Source organism: Burkholderia multivorans ATCC BAA-247, assembly GCF_000959525.1.
Classification (GTDB): Bacteria; Pseudomonadota; Gammaproteobacteria; order Burkholderiales; family Burkholderiaceae; genus Burkholderia; species Burkholderia multivorans.
Genome location: NZ_CP009832.1, coordinates 413,825 through 429,227 on the forward strand (window position 1 = coordinate 413,825; position 15,403 = coordinate 429,227).

Below are 15,403 nucleotides of genomic sequence, written 5' to 3' on the forward strand. Positions count from 1 at the left end.
GGGATCGCCTCAGGGCGGTCAAGGCGGTGGTGCCGGATTGCCGGTGCTGTCGAGTAAGTGGTCACCCGGCCAAGCTGGTTAGTCGTGAAGATGTGATCGGGTTAGTTGGTGGCCGCGGGGCTGAACACAGCTCCAACTGAACAGGTAAAGGAAGAATCATGCCGCGTCGTCGCGAAGTCCCCAAGCGGGAAGTGTTGCCGGATCCGAAGTACGGCAACGTGGATGTAGCCAAGTTCATGAACATGCTGATGCTGTCCGGCAAGAAGTCGGTCGCTGAACGCATCGTTTATGGTGCTTTCGAACAGATCCAGACCAAGGGTGGCAAGGACCCGCTGGAAGTGTTCACGGTTGCGCTCAACAACGTCAAGCCGGTGGTCGAAGTGAAGAGCCGCCGCGTTGGTGGTGCCAACTATCAAGTTCCGGTCGAAGTGCGCCCGTCGCGTCGTATGGCATTGGCGATGCGCTGGCTGCGCGAGGCTGCGAAGAAGCGCAGCGAGAAGTCGATGGCTCTGCGCCTGGCAGGTGAACTCTCCGAAGCGGCCGAAGGCCGTGGCGGCGCGATGAAGAAGCGCGACGAAGTTCACCGCATGGCAGAAGCCAACCGCGCGTTCTCGCATTTCCGTTTCTAAGCGCCTGGCTGGGCTGTTAGCGGAAATAAATTCCGGGCGGGTGCGCTTTTCGAGCGCCTCGCCCGTTTGTGTTGAGGCGCGATGCAGCAGGGCTGCGTCGCGCCATCCCAGTAGAGGATCAAAGTGGCTCGCAAGACTCCCATCGAGCGCTACCGCAATATCGGTATTAGCGCTCACATCGACGCCGGCAAGACGACGACGACCGAGCGCATTCTGTTTTACACCGGTGTGAACCACAAGATCGGTGAAGTCCACGACGGCGCAGCAACGATGGACTGGATGGAGCAGGAACAGGAGCGTGGCATCACGATCACGTCCGCTGCTACCACCGCCTTCTGGAAGGGCATGGGCGGCAACTATCCGGAACACCGCATCAACATCATCGACACGCCGGGGCACGTCGACTTCACGATCGAAGTGGAGCGTTCGATGCGCGTGCTGGACGGCGCGTGCATGGTCTACTGCGCAGTGGGCGGCGTGCAGCCGCAGTCGGAAACGGTGTGGCGCCAGGCGAACAAGTACAAGGTGCCGCGTCTCGCGTTCGTCAACAAGATGGACCGTACCGGCGCGAACTTCTTCAAGGTCTACGACCAGCTCCGTCTGCGCCTGAAGGCGAACCCGGTTCCGGTCGTGGTGCCGATCGGCGCGGAAGAAAACTTCAAGGGCGTCGTCGATCTGCTGAAGATGAAGGCGATCATTTGGGACGAGGCGTCGCAGGGCACGAAGTTCGACTACGTCGACATCCCGGCCGAGCTCGTCGACACGTGCCAGGAATGGCGTGAAAAGATGGTCGAGGCGGCTGCGGAAGCCAACGAAGACCTGATGAACAAGTACCTGGAAGAAGGCGATCTGCCGGAAGCCGACATCATCAAGGCGCTGCGCGACCGTACGATCGCGTGCGAAATCCAGCCGATGCTGTGCGGTACCGCGTTCAAGAACAAGGGCGTGCAGCGCATGCTCGACGCCGTGATCGACTTCCTGCCGTCGCCGGTCGACATCCCGCCGGTCAAGGGCGAGCTCGACAACGGCGAAACGGCCGAGCGCAAGGCGTCGGACGACGAGAAGTTCTCGTCGCTCGCGTTCAAGATCATGACTGACCCGTTCGTCGGCCAGCTGATCTTCTTCCGTGTGTACTCGGGCGTCGTCAACTCGGGCGACACGGTGCTGAACTCGACCAAGGGCAAGAAGGAACGCCTCGGCCGTATTCTGCAGATGCACGCGAACAACCGTGAGGAAATCAAGGAAGTTCGCGCGGGCGACATCGCCGCGGCGGTCGGCCTGAAGGAAGCGACCACGGGCGACACGCTGTGCGATCCGGCCAACCCGATCGTGCTCGAGCGCATGGTGTTCCCGGAGCCGGTGATTTCGCAGGCTGTCGAGCCGAAGACGAAGGCCGACCAGGAAAAGATGGGCCTCGCGCTGAACCGTCTCGCGCAGGAAGATCCGTCGTTCCGCGTGCAGACCGACGAAGAGTCGGGCCAGACCATCATTTCGGGCATGGGCGAGCTCCACCTCGAAATTCTGGTCGACCGGATGAAGCGTGAGTTTGGCGTCGAAGCAACCGTCGGCAAGCCGCAGGTTGCGTACCGCGAAACGATCCGTTCGACGGCGAAGGACGTCGAAGGCAAGTTCGTCAAGCAGTCGGGCGGCCGCGGCCAGTACGGTCACGCAGTCATCACGCTCGAGCCGAACGAACAGGGCAAGGGCTACGAGTTCTTCGACGAGATCAAGGGCGGCGTGATTCCGCGCGAATACATCCCGGCGGTCGACAAGGGTATCCAGGACACGCTGAAGTCGGGCGTGCTGGCCGGCTTCCCGGTCGTCGACGTGAAGGTTCACCTGACGTTCGGTTCGTACCACGACGTCGACTCGAACGAAAACGCGTTCCGCATGGCCGGTTCGATGGCGTTCAAGGAAGCGATGCGCAAGGCGAATCCGGTGGTGCTCGAGCCGATGATGGCTGTCGAGGTCGAGACGCCGGAAGAGTACATGGGCAACGTGATGGGCGACCTGTCGGGCCGTCGCGGCATCGTTCAGGGCATGGAAGACATGGTCGGCGGCGGCAAGATCGTTCGCGCCGAAGTGCCGCTGTCGGAAATGTTCGGTTACTCGACCTCGCTGCGCTCGCTGACGCAAGGCCGTGCAACGTACACGATGGAGTTCAAGCACTACGCTGAAGCTCCGCGCAACGTTGCCGACGCGATCATCAGCGCGAAGTCGAAGTAAATCTGCATCTACCAACTGATTATTTTTTGAAAGAAGAGAATCATGGCAAAAGAGAAGTTTGAGCGGACCAAGCCGCACGTGAACGTTGGTACGATTGGTCACGTTGACCACGGCAAGACGACGCTGACGGCAGCGATCGCGACGGTTCTGTCGTCGAAGTTCGGCGGCGAAGCGAAGAAGTACGACGAAATCGACGCGGCGCCGGAAGAAAAGGCACGCGGCATCACGATCAACACCGCGCACATCGAGTACGAAACGGCGAACCGCCACTACGCGCACGTCGACTGCCCGGGCCACGCCGACTACGTGAAGAACATGATCACGGGTGCAGCGCAGATGGACGGCGCAATCCTGGTGTGCTCGGCCGCAGACGGCCCGATGCCGCAAACGCGTGAGCACATCCTGCTGGCGCGTCAGGTTGGCGTTCCGTACATCATCGTGTTCCTGAACAAGTGCGACATGGTGGACGACGCTGAACTGCTCGAGCTGGTCGAGATGGAAGTTCGCGAACTGCTGTCGAAGTACGACTTCCCGGGCGACGACACGCCGATCATCAAGGGTTCGGCAAAGCTGGCGCTGGAAGGCGACAAGGGCGAGCTGGGCGAAACGGCGATCATGAACCTGGCCGACGCGCTGGACACGTACATCCCGACGCCGGAGCGCGCGGTGGACGGTACGTTCCTGATGCCGGTGGAAGACGTGTTCTCGATCTCGGGCCGCGGTACGGTGGTGACGGGTCGTGTGGAGCGCGGCGTGGTGAAGGTCGGTGAGGAAATCGAAATCGTCGGTATCAAGCCGACGGTGAAGACGACCTGCACGGGCGTTGAAATGTTCCGCAAGCTGCTGGACCAGGGTCAGGCAGGCGACAACGTCGGTATCCTGCTGCGCGGCACGAAGCGTGAAGACGTGGAGCGCGGCCAGGTTCTGGCCAAGCCGGGTTCGATCACGCCGCACACGCACTTCACGGCCGAAGTGTACGTGCTGAGCAAGGACGAAGGCGGCCGTCACACGCCGTTCTTCAACAACTACCGTCCGCAGTTCTACTTCCGTACGACGGACGTGACGGGCTCGATCGAGCTGCCGAAGGACAAGGAAATGGTGATGCCGGGCGACAACGTGTCGATCACGGTGAAGCTGATTGCGCCGATCGCGATGGAAGAAGGTCTGCGCTTCGCTATCCGTGAAGGCGGCCGCACCGTCGGTGCCGGCGTCGTCGCAAAGATCATCGAGTAAATTCGGCGATCCGCGGCTTCCCACGGGGGCCGCGATTCCACGGTAAGCAGTCGTACCGTCCGAAACCGGGCGTCCAGTTCCGCTGGCGCCCGGTTTCGTTTTGGCCGGGCGGCGGCGCGGTATCGACAAACGCGCACCACCGCTCGACAAAATCGTGTAGAATCGCGGGCTTAGCAGTGGAAGTACCGTCCCGGGACATCGTGCCTCGCACCCCGCAGGTGCGCTGTCTTGCGTTCTTTTAGTGTCCGGCGATGCAATATCGCCTCGCTCTTTTCAAGGAATCGTCATGCAGCAACAGAAAATCCGCATTCGCCTGAAGGCTTTCGACTATCGCCTGATCGATCAATCGGCCGCCGAGATCGTCGATACCGCGAAGCGGACTGGTGCAATCGTCCGTGGCCCGGTGCCGCTGCCGACGCGCATCCAGCGTTTTGACATCCTGCGTTCGCCGCACGTCAACAAGACGTCGCGCGACCAGCTCGAGATCCGTACCCACCAGCGTCTGATGGACATCGTCGATCCGACCGACAAGACGGTCGACGCGCTGATGAAGCTCGACCTGCCGGCTGGCGTCGACGTGGAAATCAAGCTGCAGTAAGGCTTTCGGCGCCTTCCGGGGTTCCGGAGGGTGCTAAGTCTTTGATTGCTTGCAGAAAACGGGAAGCCTTGCTACAATGCTAGGCTTTTCGCGCATTCGCGTAAAAAAGTCGGGTCTTGCGTACCCGGCATTTTGTAAATCAGCCCCGACCAATCGCAGTCGGGAATGGAGAAAACGATGAGCCTTGGACTCGTAGGTCGCAAGGTTGGCATGACCCGTATCTTCACGGCTGAAGGGGATTCGATTCCCGTCACCGTGGTGGACGTGTCGGACAACCGCGTGACGCAGATCAAGACTGTTGAAACCGACGGCTACACCGCCGTTCAGGTTGCATTCGGCTCCCGCCGCGCATCGCGCGTGACGAAGCCGCTGGCAGGTCATCTCGCCAAAGCCGGCGTTGAAGCCGGTGAAATCCTCAAGGAATTCCGCATCGATGCGGCCAAGGCAGCCGAGCTGTCGAATGGCGCCATCGTTGGCCCGGATCTGTTCGAAGTGGGCCAGAAGGTCGACGTGCAAGGCGTGTCGATCGGTAAGGGCTACGCCGGTACCATCAAGCGTTACAACTTCGGTTCGGGTCGTGCTTCCCACGGTAACTCGCGCTCGCACAACGTGCCGGGCTCGATCGGTATGGCGCAGGATCCGGGTCGCGTGTTCCCGGGCAAGCGCATGACGGGTCACATGGGTGACGTGACGGTGACGGTGCAAAACCTCGAAATCGCTCGTATCGACGCAGAGCGCAAGCTGCTGCTCGTCAAGGGTGCGATTCCGGGTGCGAAGGGCGGCAAGGTTTTCGTGACGCCGGCCGTGAAGACCAAGGGGGCGAAATAATGGAACTCAAGCTCCTGAACGAAAATGGTCAGGAAGGTGCAGTGGTCAACGCATCGGACGTCGTGTTCGGTCGTGACTACAACGAAGCGCTGATCCACCAGATCGTCGTCGCTTACCAGGCGAACGCTCGCCAGGGTAACCGCGCGCAGAAGGACCGCGAGCAGGTCAAGCACACGACCAAGAAGCCGTGGCGTCAGAAGGGTACGGGCCGCGCTCGTGCCGGTATGTCGTCGAGCCCGCTGTGGCGTGGCGGTGGTCGTATCTTCCCGAACTCGCCGGAAGAAAACTTCTCGCACAAGGTCAACAAGAAGATGCATCGCGCAGGTCTCTGCTCGATCTTCTCGCAGCTGGCCCGCGAAGGCCGTCTGTCGGTCGTCGAGGACATCGTTCTCGAAGCGCCGAAGACCAAGCTGCTGGCCGACAAGTTCAAGGCCATGGGTCTCGATTCCGTGTTGATCATCACCGACACGGTCGACGAAAACCTGTACCTGGCTTCGCGCAACCTGCCGCACGTGGCAGTTGTCGAGCCGCGCTACGCTGACCCGCTGTCGCTGATCTACTTCAAGAAAGTGCTGGTCACGAAGGCTGCGGTCGCCCAGATCGAGGAGTTGCTGTCATGAGCGAGATTCGCAAGAACGATCATCGTTTGATGCAGGTCCTGCTCGCACCGGTGATTTCCGAAAAGGCGACGCTGGTTGCCGACAAGAACGAGCAAGTCGTGTTCGAAGTCGCACCGGATGCCACGAAGCAGGAAGTGAAGGCGGCTGTCGAGCTGCTGTTCAAGGTTGAAGTTGATTCCGTCAACGTGCTGGTTCAGAAGGGCAAGCAAAAGCGCTTCGGCCGTTCGATGGGCCGCCGCAAGGACGTGAAGAAGGCATACGTGTGCCTGAAGCCCGGCCAGGAAATCAACTTCGAAGCGGAGGCCAAGTAATCATGGCAATCGTGAAAGTTAAACCGACCTCGCCGGGCCGCCGCGCGATGGTCAAGGTGGTCAACAAGGACCTGCACAAGGGCAAGCCGCACGCGGCACTGCTCGACACGCAGAGCTCCAAGGCTGGCCGCAACAACAACGGTCGCATCACGACGCGTCACCAGGGCGGTGGTCACAAGCACCACTACCGCGTGATCGATTTCCGTCGCACGAAGGACGGCATTCCGGCGAAGGTCGAGCGTCTCGAGTACGACCCGAACCGCAGCGCGAACATCGCGCTGGTGCTGTACGCCGACGGCGAGCGCCGCTACATCATCGCGCCGAAGGGCGTGACGGTTGGCCAGCAGCTCATGTCGGGTTCGGAAGCGCCGATCCGTGCAGGCAACACGCTGCCGATCCGCAACATCCCGGTCGGTACGACGATCCACTGCATCGAGATGCTGCCGGGCAAGGGCGCGCAAATGGCGCGTTCGGCCGGTACGTCGGCCATGCTGCTCGCACGCGAAGGCGTGTACGCGCAGGTCCGTCTGCGTTCGGGCGAAATCCGCCGCGTGCACATCGAATGCCGTGCGACGATCGGTGAAGTCGGCAACGAAGAGCACAGCCTGCGCCAGATCGGCAAGGCCGGTGCGAACCGCTGGCGCGGTATCCGCCCGACGGTGCGTGGCGTGGCAATGAACCCGATCGACCACCCGCACGGTGGTGGTGAAGGCCGTACCGCTGCGGGCCGCGACCCGGTGAGCCCGTGGGGCACGCCGACGAAGGGCTTCCGTACGCGTCGCAACAAGCGCACGACGACGATGATCGTCCAGCGCCGTCACAAGCGTTAAGGAGTAGGCAATGGCACGTTCTGTTAAAAAAGGTCCGTTCTGCGACGCCCATTTGCTGAAGAAAGTTGAGGCGGCTGCAGCTTCGCGCGACAAGAAGCCGATCAAGACCTGGTCGCGTCGCTCGACGATCCTCCCGGATTTCATCGGCCTGACGATCGCCGTTCACAACGGCCGTCAACACGTTCCGGTGTACATCTCGGAAAACATGGTCGGCCACAAGCTTGGCGAGTTCGCACTGACCCGTACGTTCAAGGGTCACGCGGCCGACAAGAAGGCCAAGAAATAAGGGGCTATCAAGATGGAAGTGAAAGCAATTCATCGCGGTGCCCGCATCTCGGCGCAAAAGACGCGCCTTGTGGCTGACCAGATCCGCGGTTTGCCGGTCGACAAGGCGCTGAACGTTCTGACGTTCTCGCCGAAGAAAGCGGCTGGCATCGTGAAGAAGGTCGTGCTGTCGGCGATCGCGAATGCGGAGCACAACGAAGGCGCCGATATCGACGAGCTGAAGATCAAGAGCATCTACGTCGACAAGGCTGCATCGCTCAAGCGTTTCACCGCGCGCGCCAAGGGCCGCGGTAACCGCATCGAGAAGCAATCCTGTCACATCACTGTGACGGTCGGGAATTAAGGAGCCATACGATGGGACAGAAAATTCATCCGACTGGCTTCCGCCTGGCTGTCAGCCGCAATTGGGCTTCGCGTTGGTACGCGAACAACAACAATTTCGCGGCGATGCTGCAGGAAGACATCGGTGTTCGTGAGTATCTGAAGAAGAAGCTGAAGAACGCTTCGGTCGGTCGCGTCGTCATCGAGCGTCCGGCAAAGAACGCGCGCATCACGATTTTCAGCTCGCGTCCGGGCGTCGTCATCGGCAAGAAGGGTGAGGATATCGAACTGCTGAAGACGGAACTGCAACGCCGCATGGGCGTTCCGGTTCACGTCAACATCGAAGAGATCCGCAAGCCGGAAACCGATGCGCAGCTGATCGCCGACTCCATCACGCAGCAGCTCGAGCGCCGGATCATGTTCCGGCGCGCGATGAAGCGTGCGATGCAGAACGCGATGCGTCTGGGTGCCCAGGGCATCAAGATCATGAGCGCAGGCCGTCTGAACGGTATCGAAATCGCGCGTACGGAGTGGTATCGCGAAGGTCGCGTGCCGCTGCATACGCTGCGTGCCGATATCGACTACGCGACTTCGGAAGCGAAGACGACCTACGGGATCATCGGCGTCAAGGTGTGGGTGTACAAGGGCGATACCCTTGGCCGCAACGACGCGCCGGTGGTGGAAGAAGTAGCCGAAGACAAGCGTCCGCGTCGCAATGCGCGTCCGGGCGACCGTCGTCCGCGCCGTGACGGCGAAGGCGGCGCTCCGGGTGCTCGTCGTGGCGCACCGCGCCGTGGCGCCGGCAAGCCGGAAGACGGCAAGACTGGAGAATAACGATGCTGCAACCGAAACGCAGGAAGTATCGCAAAGAGCAGAAGGGTCGTAACACCGGCAAGGCGACGCGCGGCAACGCGGTGTCGTTCGGTGAATTCGGCCTGAAGGCGATCGGTCGCGGCCGTTTGACCGCGCGTCAAATCGAAGCGGCGCGTCGTGCCATGACGCGTCACATCAAGCGTGGCGGCCGCATCTGGATTCGCATTTTCCCGGACAAGCCGATTTCGCAGAAGCCGGCCGAAGTACGTATGGGTAACGGTAAGGGTAACCCGGAGTACTACGTCGCCGAGATTCAGCCGGGCAAGATGCTGTACGAAATGGACGGCGTATCCGAAGAACTGGCGCGTGAGGCGTTCCGTCTGGCTGCAGCGAAGCTGCCGATCCAGACCACGTTTATCGTTCGCCAGCTCGGCGCCTAAGGAGAAAACATGAAGGCTTCCGAACTTCTCCAGAAAGACCAGGCCGCGCTCAACAAAGAGCTGGCGGACCTGCTGAAGGCGCAATTCGGCCTGCGCATGCAACTCGCGACCCAGCAGCTCACGAACACGAGCCAGCTGAAGAAGGTTCGTCGCGACATCGCACGTGTGCGGACCGTCATGACTCAGAAGGCGAACCAGAAATGAACGATAGCGTGAAAACCTCGCTGAAGCGGACGCTGATCGGTCGGGTCGTCAGCAACAAGATGGACAAGACCGTCACCGTGCTGGTCGAGCACCGCGTCAAGCACCCGATCTACGGCAAGTATGTCGTGCGTTCGAAGAAGTACCACGCGCACGATGAAGCGAACACCTACAACGAAGGCGATCTCGTCGAAATCCAGGAAACCCGTCCTGTTTCGAAGACGAAGGCCTGGGCGGTGGCGCGTCTCGTCGAGGCAGCCCGCGTTATCTAAGCGGGTCAGAGCAGTAGAGCAGTAACGGGCACTTCTCCACGAAGTGCTTGAAATCGCAAAGTTTTTGCTTGCGTGACCGGGATTATTTGTTATAATCCCGGTCTTCCCTCTTTATGGGAGCCCCGTCGCGGGCGAAGTTGGTGGGGGAAGCGGACAGGCGCCAGCCTGCTCCGAAAGATTCACCGAATTGCGATGGCGGGTTTCGTTTGCCGTCGCTGCTGTTCCAACCCAAGCAGCCGATCGGCTGACGGGACCAAGACTGACCGTATGCATCATGGTGGTGCATCCGGATTAAGTTGGGAAAGACAAACCATGATCCAGACCGAATCTCGGCTTGAAGTAGCCGACAACACGGGTGCGCGTGAAGTCATGTGCATCAAGGTGCTCGGCGGCTCGAAGCGTCGTTATGCCAGCATTGGCGACATCATCAAGGTGAGCGTCAAAGAGGCAACGCCGCGCGGGCGTGTGAAGAAAGGCGAAATCTACAACGCCGTGGTGGTCCGCACCGCCAAGGGCGTGCGCCGTCAAGACGGCTCGCTGATCAAGTTCGACGGCAACGCCGCTGTGCTTTTGAATAACAAGCTCGAGCCGATCGGCACCCGCATTTTCGGGCCGGTGACGCGTGAGCTGCGTAGCGAACGATTCATGAAGATCGTCTCGCTGGCGCCGGAAGTGCTGTAAGGAGTCGCGATGAACAAGATTCGCAAGGGTGACGAAGTCATCGTCATCGCAGGCAAGGACAAGGGCAAGCGCGGTGTCGTGCTGGCAGTCGCCGCCGACCGCGTGACGGTTGAAGGTATCAACCTCGTCAAGAAGCACGTGAAGCCGAACCCGATGAAGGGTACGACGGGTGGTGTGGAAGCGAAGACGATGCCCCTCCACATTTCGAACGTCGCGGTTGTCGACGCGAACGGCAAGGCGTCGCGTGTCGGCATCAAGGTCGAGGAAGGCAAGAAGGTTCGCTTCCTGAAGACGACCGGTGCCGTACTGAGCGCCTGACGCAGCGGAGTAAAAAATGGCTCGTTTGCAAGAGTTTTACAAAGAAAAGGTTGTGCCCGGCCTGATCGAGAAGTTCGGTTACAAGTCGGTCATGGAAGTGCCGCGCATCACCAAGATCACGCTGAACATGGGTCTTGGCGAAGCCGTCGCGGACAAGAAGATCATCGAGAACGCCGTTGGCGACCTCACGAAGATCGCCGGCCAGAAGCCGGTCGTCACGAAGGCTCGCAAGGCAATCGCAGGTTTCAAGATCCGCCAGGGTTACCCGATCGGCGCGATGGTGACGCTGCGTGGCCGTGCGATGTACGAATTCCTCGACCGTCTGGTGACGGTTGCGCTGCCGCGCGTGCGTGACTTCCGCGGCGTGTCGGGTCGTGCATTCGATGGCCGTGGCAACTACAACATCGGTGTGAAAGAGCAGATCATTTTCCCCGAAATCGATTACGACAAGATCGACGCGCTGCGTGGGCTGAACATCAGCATCACGACGACCGCGAAGACCGACGACGAAGCAAAGGCGCTGCTCGCCAGCTTCAAGTTCCCGTTCAGAAACTGAGGTTACCGTGGCTAAACTGGCACTGATCGAACGTGAAAAGAAGCGCGCCCGCCTGGTCGCGAAGTTCGCAGCAAAGCGCGAAGCGCTGAAGGCGATCATCGAAGACCAAAGCAAGTCGGAAGAAGAGCGCTACGAAGCACGCCTTGAGCTGCAGCAACTGCCCCGCAACGCAAACCCGACCCGCCAGCGCAACCGCTGCGCGATCACGGGCCGTCCGCGTGGCACGTTCCGCAAATTCGGCCTCGCGCGCAACAAGATTCGTGAAATCGCATTCCGTGGCGAGATTCCTGGCCTGACCAAGGCGAGCTGGTAATAGGAGAAACGTAAATGAGCATGAGTGATCCTATCGCCGATATGCTGACTCGCATCCGCAACGCGCAGATGGTCGAGAAGGTATCGGTCGCGATGCCCTCGTCGAAGGTCAAGGTTGCAATCGCACAAGTCCTGAAGGACGAAGGTTATATCGACGATTTCGCGGTGAAGACCGAAGGCGCGAAGGCTGAGCTGAACATCGCGCTGAAGTACTACGCGGGCCGTCCGGTGATCGAGCGCCTCGAGCGCGTGTCGAAGCCGGGTCTGCGCGTGTACCGCGGCCGTAACGAGATTCCGCAGGTCATGAATGGCCTCGGTGTGGCTATCGTGTCGACGCCGAAGGGCGTGATGACCGACCGCAAGGCGCGCGCAACGGGCGTCGGCGGCGAAGTCATCTGCTACGTCGCTTAAAGCCGAGGAGAGAGAAACATGTCTCGAGTAGGTAAGAGCCCGATCGCGCTGCAAGGCGCGGAAGTCAAGCTGGCCGACGGCGTCATCACCGTCAAGGGCCCGCTGGGCACGATCACGCAAGCGGTGAACCCGCTCGTGAAGGTGGCGAACAACGACGGCACGCTGAACCTGGCGCCGGCCGACGAAAGCCGCGAAGCAAATGCACTGTCGGGCACGATGCGCGCGATCATCGCGAATGCCGTGCACGGCGTGACCAAGGGTTTCGAGCGCAAGCTGACGCTGGTTGGCGTCGGCTACCGTGCGCAAGCGCAAGGCGACAAGCTGAACCTGTCGCTGGGTTTCTCGCACCCGGTGGTGCACCAGATGCCGGAAGGCGTCAAGGCTGAAACCCCGACGCAAACCGAAATCGTGATCAAGGGGATCGACAAGCAGAAAGTCGGCCAAGTGGCTGCGGAAGTCCGCGGCTACCGTCCGCCTGAGCCCTACAAGGGCAAGGGCGTGCGCTATGCCGACGAGGTTGTGATCCTCAAAGAAACGAAGAAGAAGTAAGGGTGCGCAATCATGGATAAGACTCAATCTCGCCTGCGCCGCGCTCGCCAGACGCGTATCAAGATCGCTGAGCTGCAGGTCGCGCGTCTCGCCGTGCATCGCACGAACACGCACATCTACGCTCAGGTGTTCTCGCCGTGCGGCACCAAGGTGCTCGCTAGCGCGTCGACGCTGGAAGCTGAAGTGCGCGCCGAGCTCGCAGACAAGTCGGGCAAGGGTGGCAACGTCGCCGCCGCGACGCTGATCGGCAAGCGTATTGCCGAGAAGGCCAAGGCCGCCGGCATCGAATCCGTCGCCTTCGACCGCTCGGGCTTCCGCTACCACGGCCGCGTGAAGGCGCTGGCTGAGGCAGCTCGTGAAGCTGGGCTCAAGTTCTAAGGAAGGAATTCGTCATGGCAAAGATGCAAGCGAAAGTTCAGGCTGACGAGCGCGACGACGGCCTTCGCGAAAAGATGATTTCGGTCAACCGCGTGACCAAGGTCGTGAAGGGTGGCCGTATTCTCGGCTTCGCCGCACTGACCGTGGTAGGCGACGGTGATGGCCGCGTCGGTATGGGCAAGGGCAAGGCGAAGGAAGTGCCGGTCGCTGTCCAGAAGGCGATGGAGCAGGCTCGCCGCAACATGTTCAAGGTGCCGCTGAAGAACGGCACGCTGCAGCACGAAGTGCACGGCAAGCACGGCGCATCGACGGTTCTCCTCGCTCCGGCGAAGGACGGTACCGGCGTGATCGCCGGCGGCCCGATGCGCGCCGTGTTCGACGTGATGGGCGTTCAGAACGTCGTGGCCAAGAGCCACGGTTCGACGAACCCGTACAACCTCGTGCGTGCGACGCTGGACGGCCTGCGCAAGCAGTCGACCCCGGCAGACATCGCGGCGAAGCGCGGCAAGTCCGTCGAAGAAATTTTGGGCTAAGCCCGGGTGGTCACCATGTCTGAAAAAACTGTCAAGGTTCAGCTCGTCAAGAGCCTGATCGGGACCCGCGAATCGCACCGCGCGACCGTGCGTGGCCTGGGCCTGCGCCGACTCAACTCGGTCAGCGAGCTTCAGGACACGCCGGCGGTCCGCGGCATGATCAACAAGGTCTCGTACCTCGTTAAGGTCATCGCGTAAGCGGCCCTACGGATCAAGGAGTTGATATGGAATTGAATAACCTGAAGCCGGCCGCTGGCGCCAAGCACGCCAAGCGTCGCGTCGGCCGCGGCATCGGTTCGGGCCTCGGCAAGACGGCTGGCCGTGGTCACAAGGGTCAGAAATCGCGTTCGGGCGGCTTCCACAAGGTCGGCTTCGAAGGCGGTCAGATGCCGCTGCAACGTCGTCTGCCGAAGCGCGGCTTCACGTCGCTGACGAAGGAATTCGTCGGTGAAGTGCGTCTGGGCGACCTCGAGAAGCTGCCGGTCGATGAAATCGATCTGCTCGCACTGAAGCAAGCCGGCCTGGTCGGCGAGCTGACGAAGAGCGCGAAGATCATCGCCACGGGCGAACTGAAGCGCAAGATCGTCGTGAAGGGTCTCGGCGCCACGAAGAGTGCGCGCGCTGCGATCGAAGCGGCTGGCGGTTCGTTCGCCGAGTGACACGCGTAGCGCGTCGTCACTTGCATTCATCGGAGAAGGTACTTGGCTAACAGCCCGAGTCTTGCAAAACCCGGTCGAAGCACGGCGAAATTCGGCGATCTGCGCCGGCGAGCGATGTTCCTGCTCCTGGCGCTGATCGTCTATCGCATCGGCGCGCACATCCCCGTGCCGGGCATCGATCCGGATCAACTGGCGAAGCTGTTCCAGAGTCAGGCGGGCGGCATCCTGGGCATGTTCAACATGTTCTCGGGCGGCGCGCTGTCGCGTTTCACGATCTTCGCGCTGGGGATCATGCCGTACATCTCGGCGTCGATCATCATGCAGCTGCTGGCGATCGTGTCGCCGCAGCTTGAGGCGCTGAAGAAGGAAGGGCAGGCGGGGCAACGGAAGATCACGCAGTACACGCGGTATTTCACCGTGGTGCTCGCGACCTTCCAGGCGTTCGGTATCGCGGCTGCGCTGGAAAACCAGCCGGGCCTCGTGATCGACCCCGGCATGCTGTTCCGGCTGACGACGGTCGTGACGCTGGTCACCGGTACGATGTTCCTGATGTGGCTCGGCGAGCAGATCACCGAGCGCGGTCTGGGCAACGGTATCTCGATCATCATCTTCGGCGGGATTGCAGCAGGGTTCCCGAATGCCGTGGGCGGTCTGTTCGAGCTGGTGCGCACGGGTTCGATGAGCATCATTTCGGCGATCATCATCGTCGTTCTGATTGCCGCGGTGACTTACCTGGTCGTGTTCATCGAACGCGGTCAGCGCAAGATCCTCGTGAACTACGCGAAGCGTCAGGTCGGCAACAAGATCTACGGCGGGCAGTCGTCGCACCTGCCGCTGAAGCTGAACATGTCGGGTGTGATTCCGCCGATCTTCGCGTCGTCGATCATCCTGTTCCCGGCCACGATTCTCGGCTGGTTCAGCACGGGTCAGCCGTCGGGAAGCTGGATCTCCAACACGTTGCATAACGTCGCGGAGGCGCTGAAGCCGGGCCAGCCGGTCTATGTGCTGCTGTACACGCTGGCGATCGTGTTTTTCTGCTTCTTCTACACCGCACTGGTGTTCAACAGCAGGGAAACCGCGGACAACCTGAAGAAGAGCGGCGCGTTCGTGCCGGGCATCCGTCCGGGCGACCAGACCGCGCGATATATCGACCGCATCCTCACGCGTCTGACGCTGGCCGGTGCGATCTATATCGTCTTCGTGTGTCTGCTGCCGGAATTTCTGGTGCTGCGCTGGAACGTGCCGTTTTATTTTGGTGGAACGTCGCTGCTGATCATTGTCGTCGTCACGATGGACTTCATGGCGCAGGTGCAGTCGTACGTTATGTCGCAACAGTATGAGTCGCTGCTCAAGAAGGCCAACTTCAAGGGCGGCAACATCCCAATGCGTTAAAAGGACT

Annotated in this window: 25 protein-coding genes; all 25 read left to right on the forward strand. The window is 61.0% G+C overall.

Annotated features, from left to right (window positions below; translation table 11 throughout):
- Positions 1-158: 158 nt before the first annotated feature.
- The gene (gene rpsG / locus NP80_RS14330; RefSeq protein ID WP_004198359.1) at positions 159-629 is read left to right on the forward strand and encodes a 30S ribosomal protein S7; all 471 of its coding nucleotides are present in this window, start codon (positions 159-161) and stop codon (positions 627-629) included.
- Positions 630-752: 123 nt separating this feature from the next.
- Positions 753-2,855, forward strand: coding sequence for an elongation factor G (gene fusA / locus NP80_RS14335; protein WP_006400661.1), 2,103 nt, complete (start codon positions 753-755; stop codon positions 2,853-2,855).
- Positions 2,856-2,897: 42 nt separating this feature from the next.
- A complete protein-coding gene (tuf, locus tag NP80_RS14340) occupies positions 2,898-4,088 on the forward strand; it encodes an elongation factor Tu (RefSeq protein WP_006400660.1) in 1,191 nt (396 codons plus the stop codon).
- Positions 4,089-4,374: 286 nt separating this feature from the next.
- The gene (gene rpsJ, locus NP80_RS14345; RefSeq protein ID WP_004199280.1) at positions 4,375-4,686 is read left to right on the forward strand and encodes a 30S ribosomal protein S10; all 312 of its coding nucleotides are present in this window, start codon (positions 4,375-4,377) and stop codon (positions 4,684-4,686) included.
- A gap of 177 nt (positions 4,687-4,863) precedes the next feature.
- On the forward strand, positions 4,864-5,514 hold the full coding sequence (gene rplC / locus NP80_RS14350; RefSeq protein WP_012212557.1) for a 50S ribosomal protein L3: 651 nt from the start codon (positions 4,864-4,866) through the stop codon (positions 5,512-5,514).
- Positions 5,514-6,134 carry a 50S ribosomal protein L4 gene (rplD, locus tag NP80_RS14355; protein ID WP_006400658.1) on the forward strand — a complete coding sequence of 207 codons (621 nt, stop codon included), beginning with the start codon at positions 5,514-5,516 and terminating at the stop codon, positions 6,132-6,134. The genes rplC and rplD overlap by 1 nt, the downstream gene beginning before the upstream one ends.
- Positions 6,131-6,445, forward strand: coding sequence for a 50S ribosomal protein L23 (gene rplW, locus NP80_RS14360; protein ID WP_004199275.1), 315 nt, complete (start codon positions 6,131-6,133; stop codon positions 6,443-6,445). Before rplD ends, rplW begins: the two co-directional genes overlap by 4 nt.
- A 2-nt stretch (positions 6,446-6,447) precedes the next feature.
- The gene (rplB, locus tag NP80_RS14365; RefSeq protein WP_006400657.1) at positions 6,448-7,275 is read left to right on the forward strand and encodes a 50S ribosomal protein L2; all 828 of its coding nucleotides are present in this window, start codon (positions 6,448-6,450) and stop codon (positions 7,273-7,275) included.
- Positions 7,276-7,285: 10 nt separating this feature from the next.
- Positions 7,286-7,561, forward strand: coding sequence for a 30S ribosomal protein S19 (gene rpsS, locus NP80_RS14370; RefSeq protein WP_004199273.1), 276 nt, complete (start codon positions 7,286-7,288; stop codon positions 7,559-7,561).
- A gap of 12 nt (positions 7,562-7,573) precedes the next feature.
- On the forward strand, positions 7,574-7,903 hold the full coding sequence (gene rplV, locus NP80_RS14375; RefSeq protein ID WP_004199272.1) for a 50S ribosomal protein L22: 330 nt from the start codon (positions 7,574-7,576) through the stop codon (positions 7,901-7,903).
- 11 nt (positions 7,904-7,914) lie between these two features.
- Positions 7,915-8,715 (forward strand): 30S ribosomal protein S3, encoded by an 801-nt coding sequence (rpsC, locus tag NP80_RS14380; protein WP_006400654.1) that lies wholly within the window; start codon positions 7,915-7,917, stop codon positions 8,713-8,715.
- Between the two features lie 2 nt (positions 8,716-8,717).
- Positions 8,718-9,134 carry a 50S ribosomal protein L16 gene (rplP, locus tag NP80_RS14385; RefSeq protein ID WP_006400653.1) on the forward strand — a complete coding sequence of 139 codons (417 nt, stop codon included), beginning with the start codon at positions 8,718-8,720 and terminating at the stop codon, positions 9,132-9,134.
- 9 nt (positions 9,135-9,143) lie between these two features.
- Positions 9,144-9,338, forward strand: coding sequence for a 50S ribosomal protein L29 (gene rpmC, locus NP80_RS14390; RefSeq protein WP_006400652.1), 195 nt, complete (start codon positions 9,144-9,146; stop codon positions 9,336-9,338).
- Positions 9,335-9,607, forward strand: a complete 273-nt coding sequence (gene rpsQ, locus NP80_RS14395) for a 30S ribosomal protein S17 (protein WP_006400651.1) — start codon at positions 9,335-9,337, stop codon at positions 9,605-9,607. Before rpmC ends, rpsQ begins: the two co-directional genes overlap by 4 nt.
- A gap of 312 nt (positions 9,608-9,919) precedes the next feature.
- Entirely contained in the window at positions 9,920-10,288 is a 369-nt protein-coding gene (gene rplN / locus NP80_RS14400; protein WP_004197951.1) for a 50S ribosomal protein L14, read from the forward strand.
- Positions 10,289-10,297: 9 nt separating this feature from the next.
- Entirely contained in the window at positions 10,298-10,606 is a 309-nt protein-coding gene (gene rplX / locus NP80_RS14405; RefSeq protein ID WP_006400650.1) for a 50S ribosomal protein L24, read from the forward strand.
- Positions 10,607-10,622: 16 nt separating this feature from the next.
- On the forward strand, positions 10,623-11,162 hold the full coding sequence (rplE, locus tag NP80_RS14410) for a 50S ribosomal protein L5 (RefSeq protein WP_006400649.1): 540 nt from the start codon (positions 10,623-10,625) through the stop codon (positions 11,160-11,162).
- A gap of 7 nt (positions 11,163-11,169) precedes the next feature.
- On the forward strand, positions 11,170-11,475 hold the full coding sequence (gene rpsN / locus NP80_RS14415) for a 30S ribosomal protein S14 (protein ID WP_006400648.1): 306 nt from the start codon (positions 11,170-11,172) through the stop codon (positions 11,473-11,475).
- A gap of 14 nt (positions 11,476-11,489) precedes the next feature.
- Positions 11,490-11,885: a 30S ribosomal protein S8 gene (gene rpsH, locus NP80_RS14420; protein ID WP_006400647.1), complete on the forward strand. Its 396-nt coding sequence runs from the start codon at positions 11,490-11,492 to the stop codon at positions 11,883-11,885.
- Positions 11,886-11,903: 18 nt separating this feature from the next.
- A complete protein-coding gene (rplF, locus tag NP80_RS14425) occupies positions 11,904-12,434 on the forward strand; it encodes a 50S ribosomal protein L6 (protein WP_006400646.1) in 531 nt (176 codons plus the stop codon).
- Between the two features lie 12 nt (positions 12,435-12,446).
- A complete protein-coding gene (rplR, locus tag NP80_RS14430) occupies positions 12,447-12,812 on the forward strand; it encodes a 50S ribosomal protein L18 (RefSeq protein ID WP_006400645.1) in 366 nt (121 codons plus the stop codon).
- Positions 12,813-12,826: 14 nt separating this feature from the next.
- Positions 12,827-13,345 (forward strand): 30S ribosomal protein S5, encoded by a 519-nt coding sequence (rpsE, locus tag NP80_RS14435; RefSeq protein WP_004197945.1) that lies wholly within the window; start codon positions 12,827-12,829, stop codon positions 13,343-13,345.
- A gap of 15 nt (positions 13,346-13,360) precedes the next feature.
- On the forward strand, positions 13,361-13,543 hold the full coding sequence (rpmD, locus tag NP80_RS14440) for a 50S ribosomal protein L30 (protein WP_006400644.1): 183 nt from the start codon (positions 13,361-13,363) through the stop codon (positions 13,541-13,543).
- 26 nt (positions 13,544-13,569) lie between these two features.
- Positions 13,570-14,004, forward strand: a complete 435-nt coding sequence (rplO, locus tag NP80_RS14445) for a 50S ribosomal protein L15 (RefSeq protein WP_006400643.1) — start codon at positions 13,570-13,572, stop codon at positions 14,002-14,004.
- A gap of 42 nt (positions 14,005-14,046) precedes the next feature.
- A complete protein-coding gene (secY, locus tag NP80_RS14450; RefSeq protein WP_006400642.1) occupies positions 14,047-15,396 on the forward strand; it encodes a preprotein translocase subunit SecY in 1,350 nt (449 codons plus the stop codon).
- Positions 15,397-15,403 lie beyond the last annotated feature (7 nt).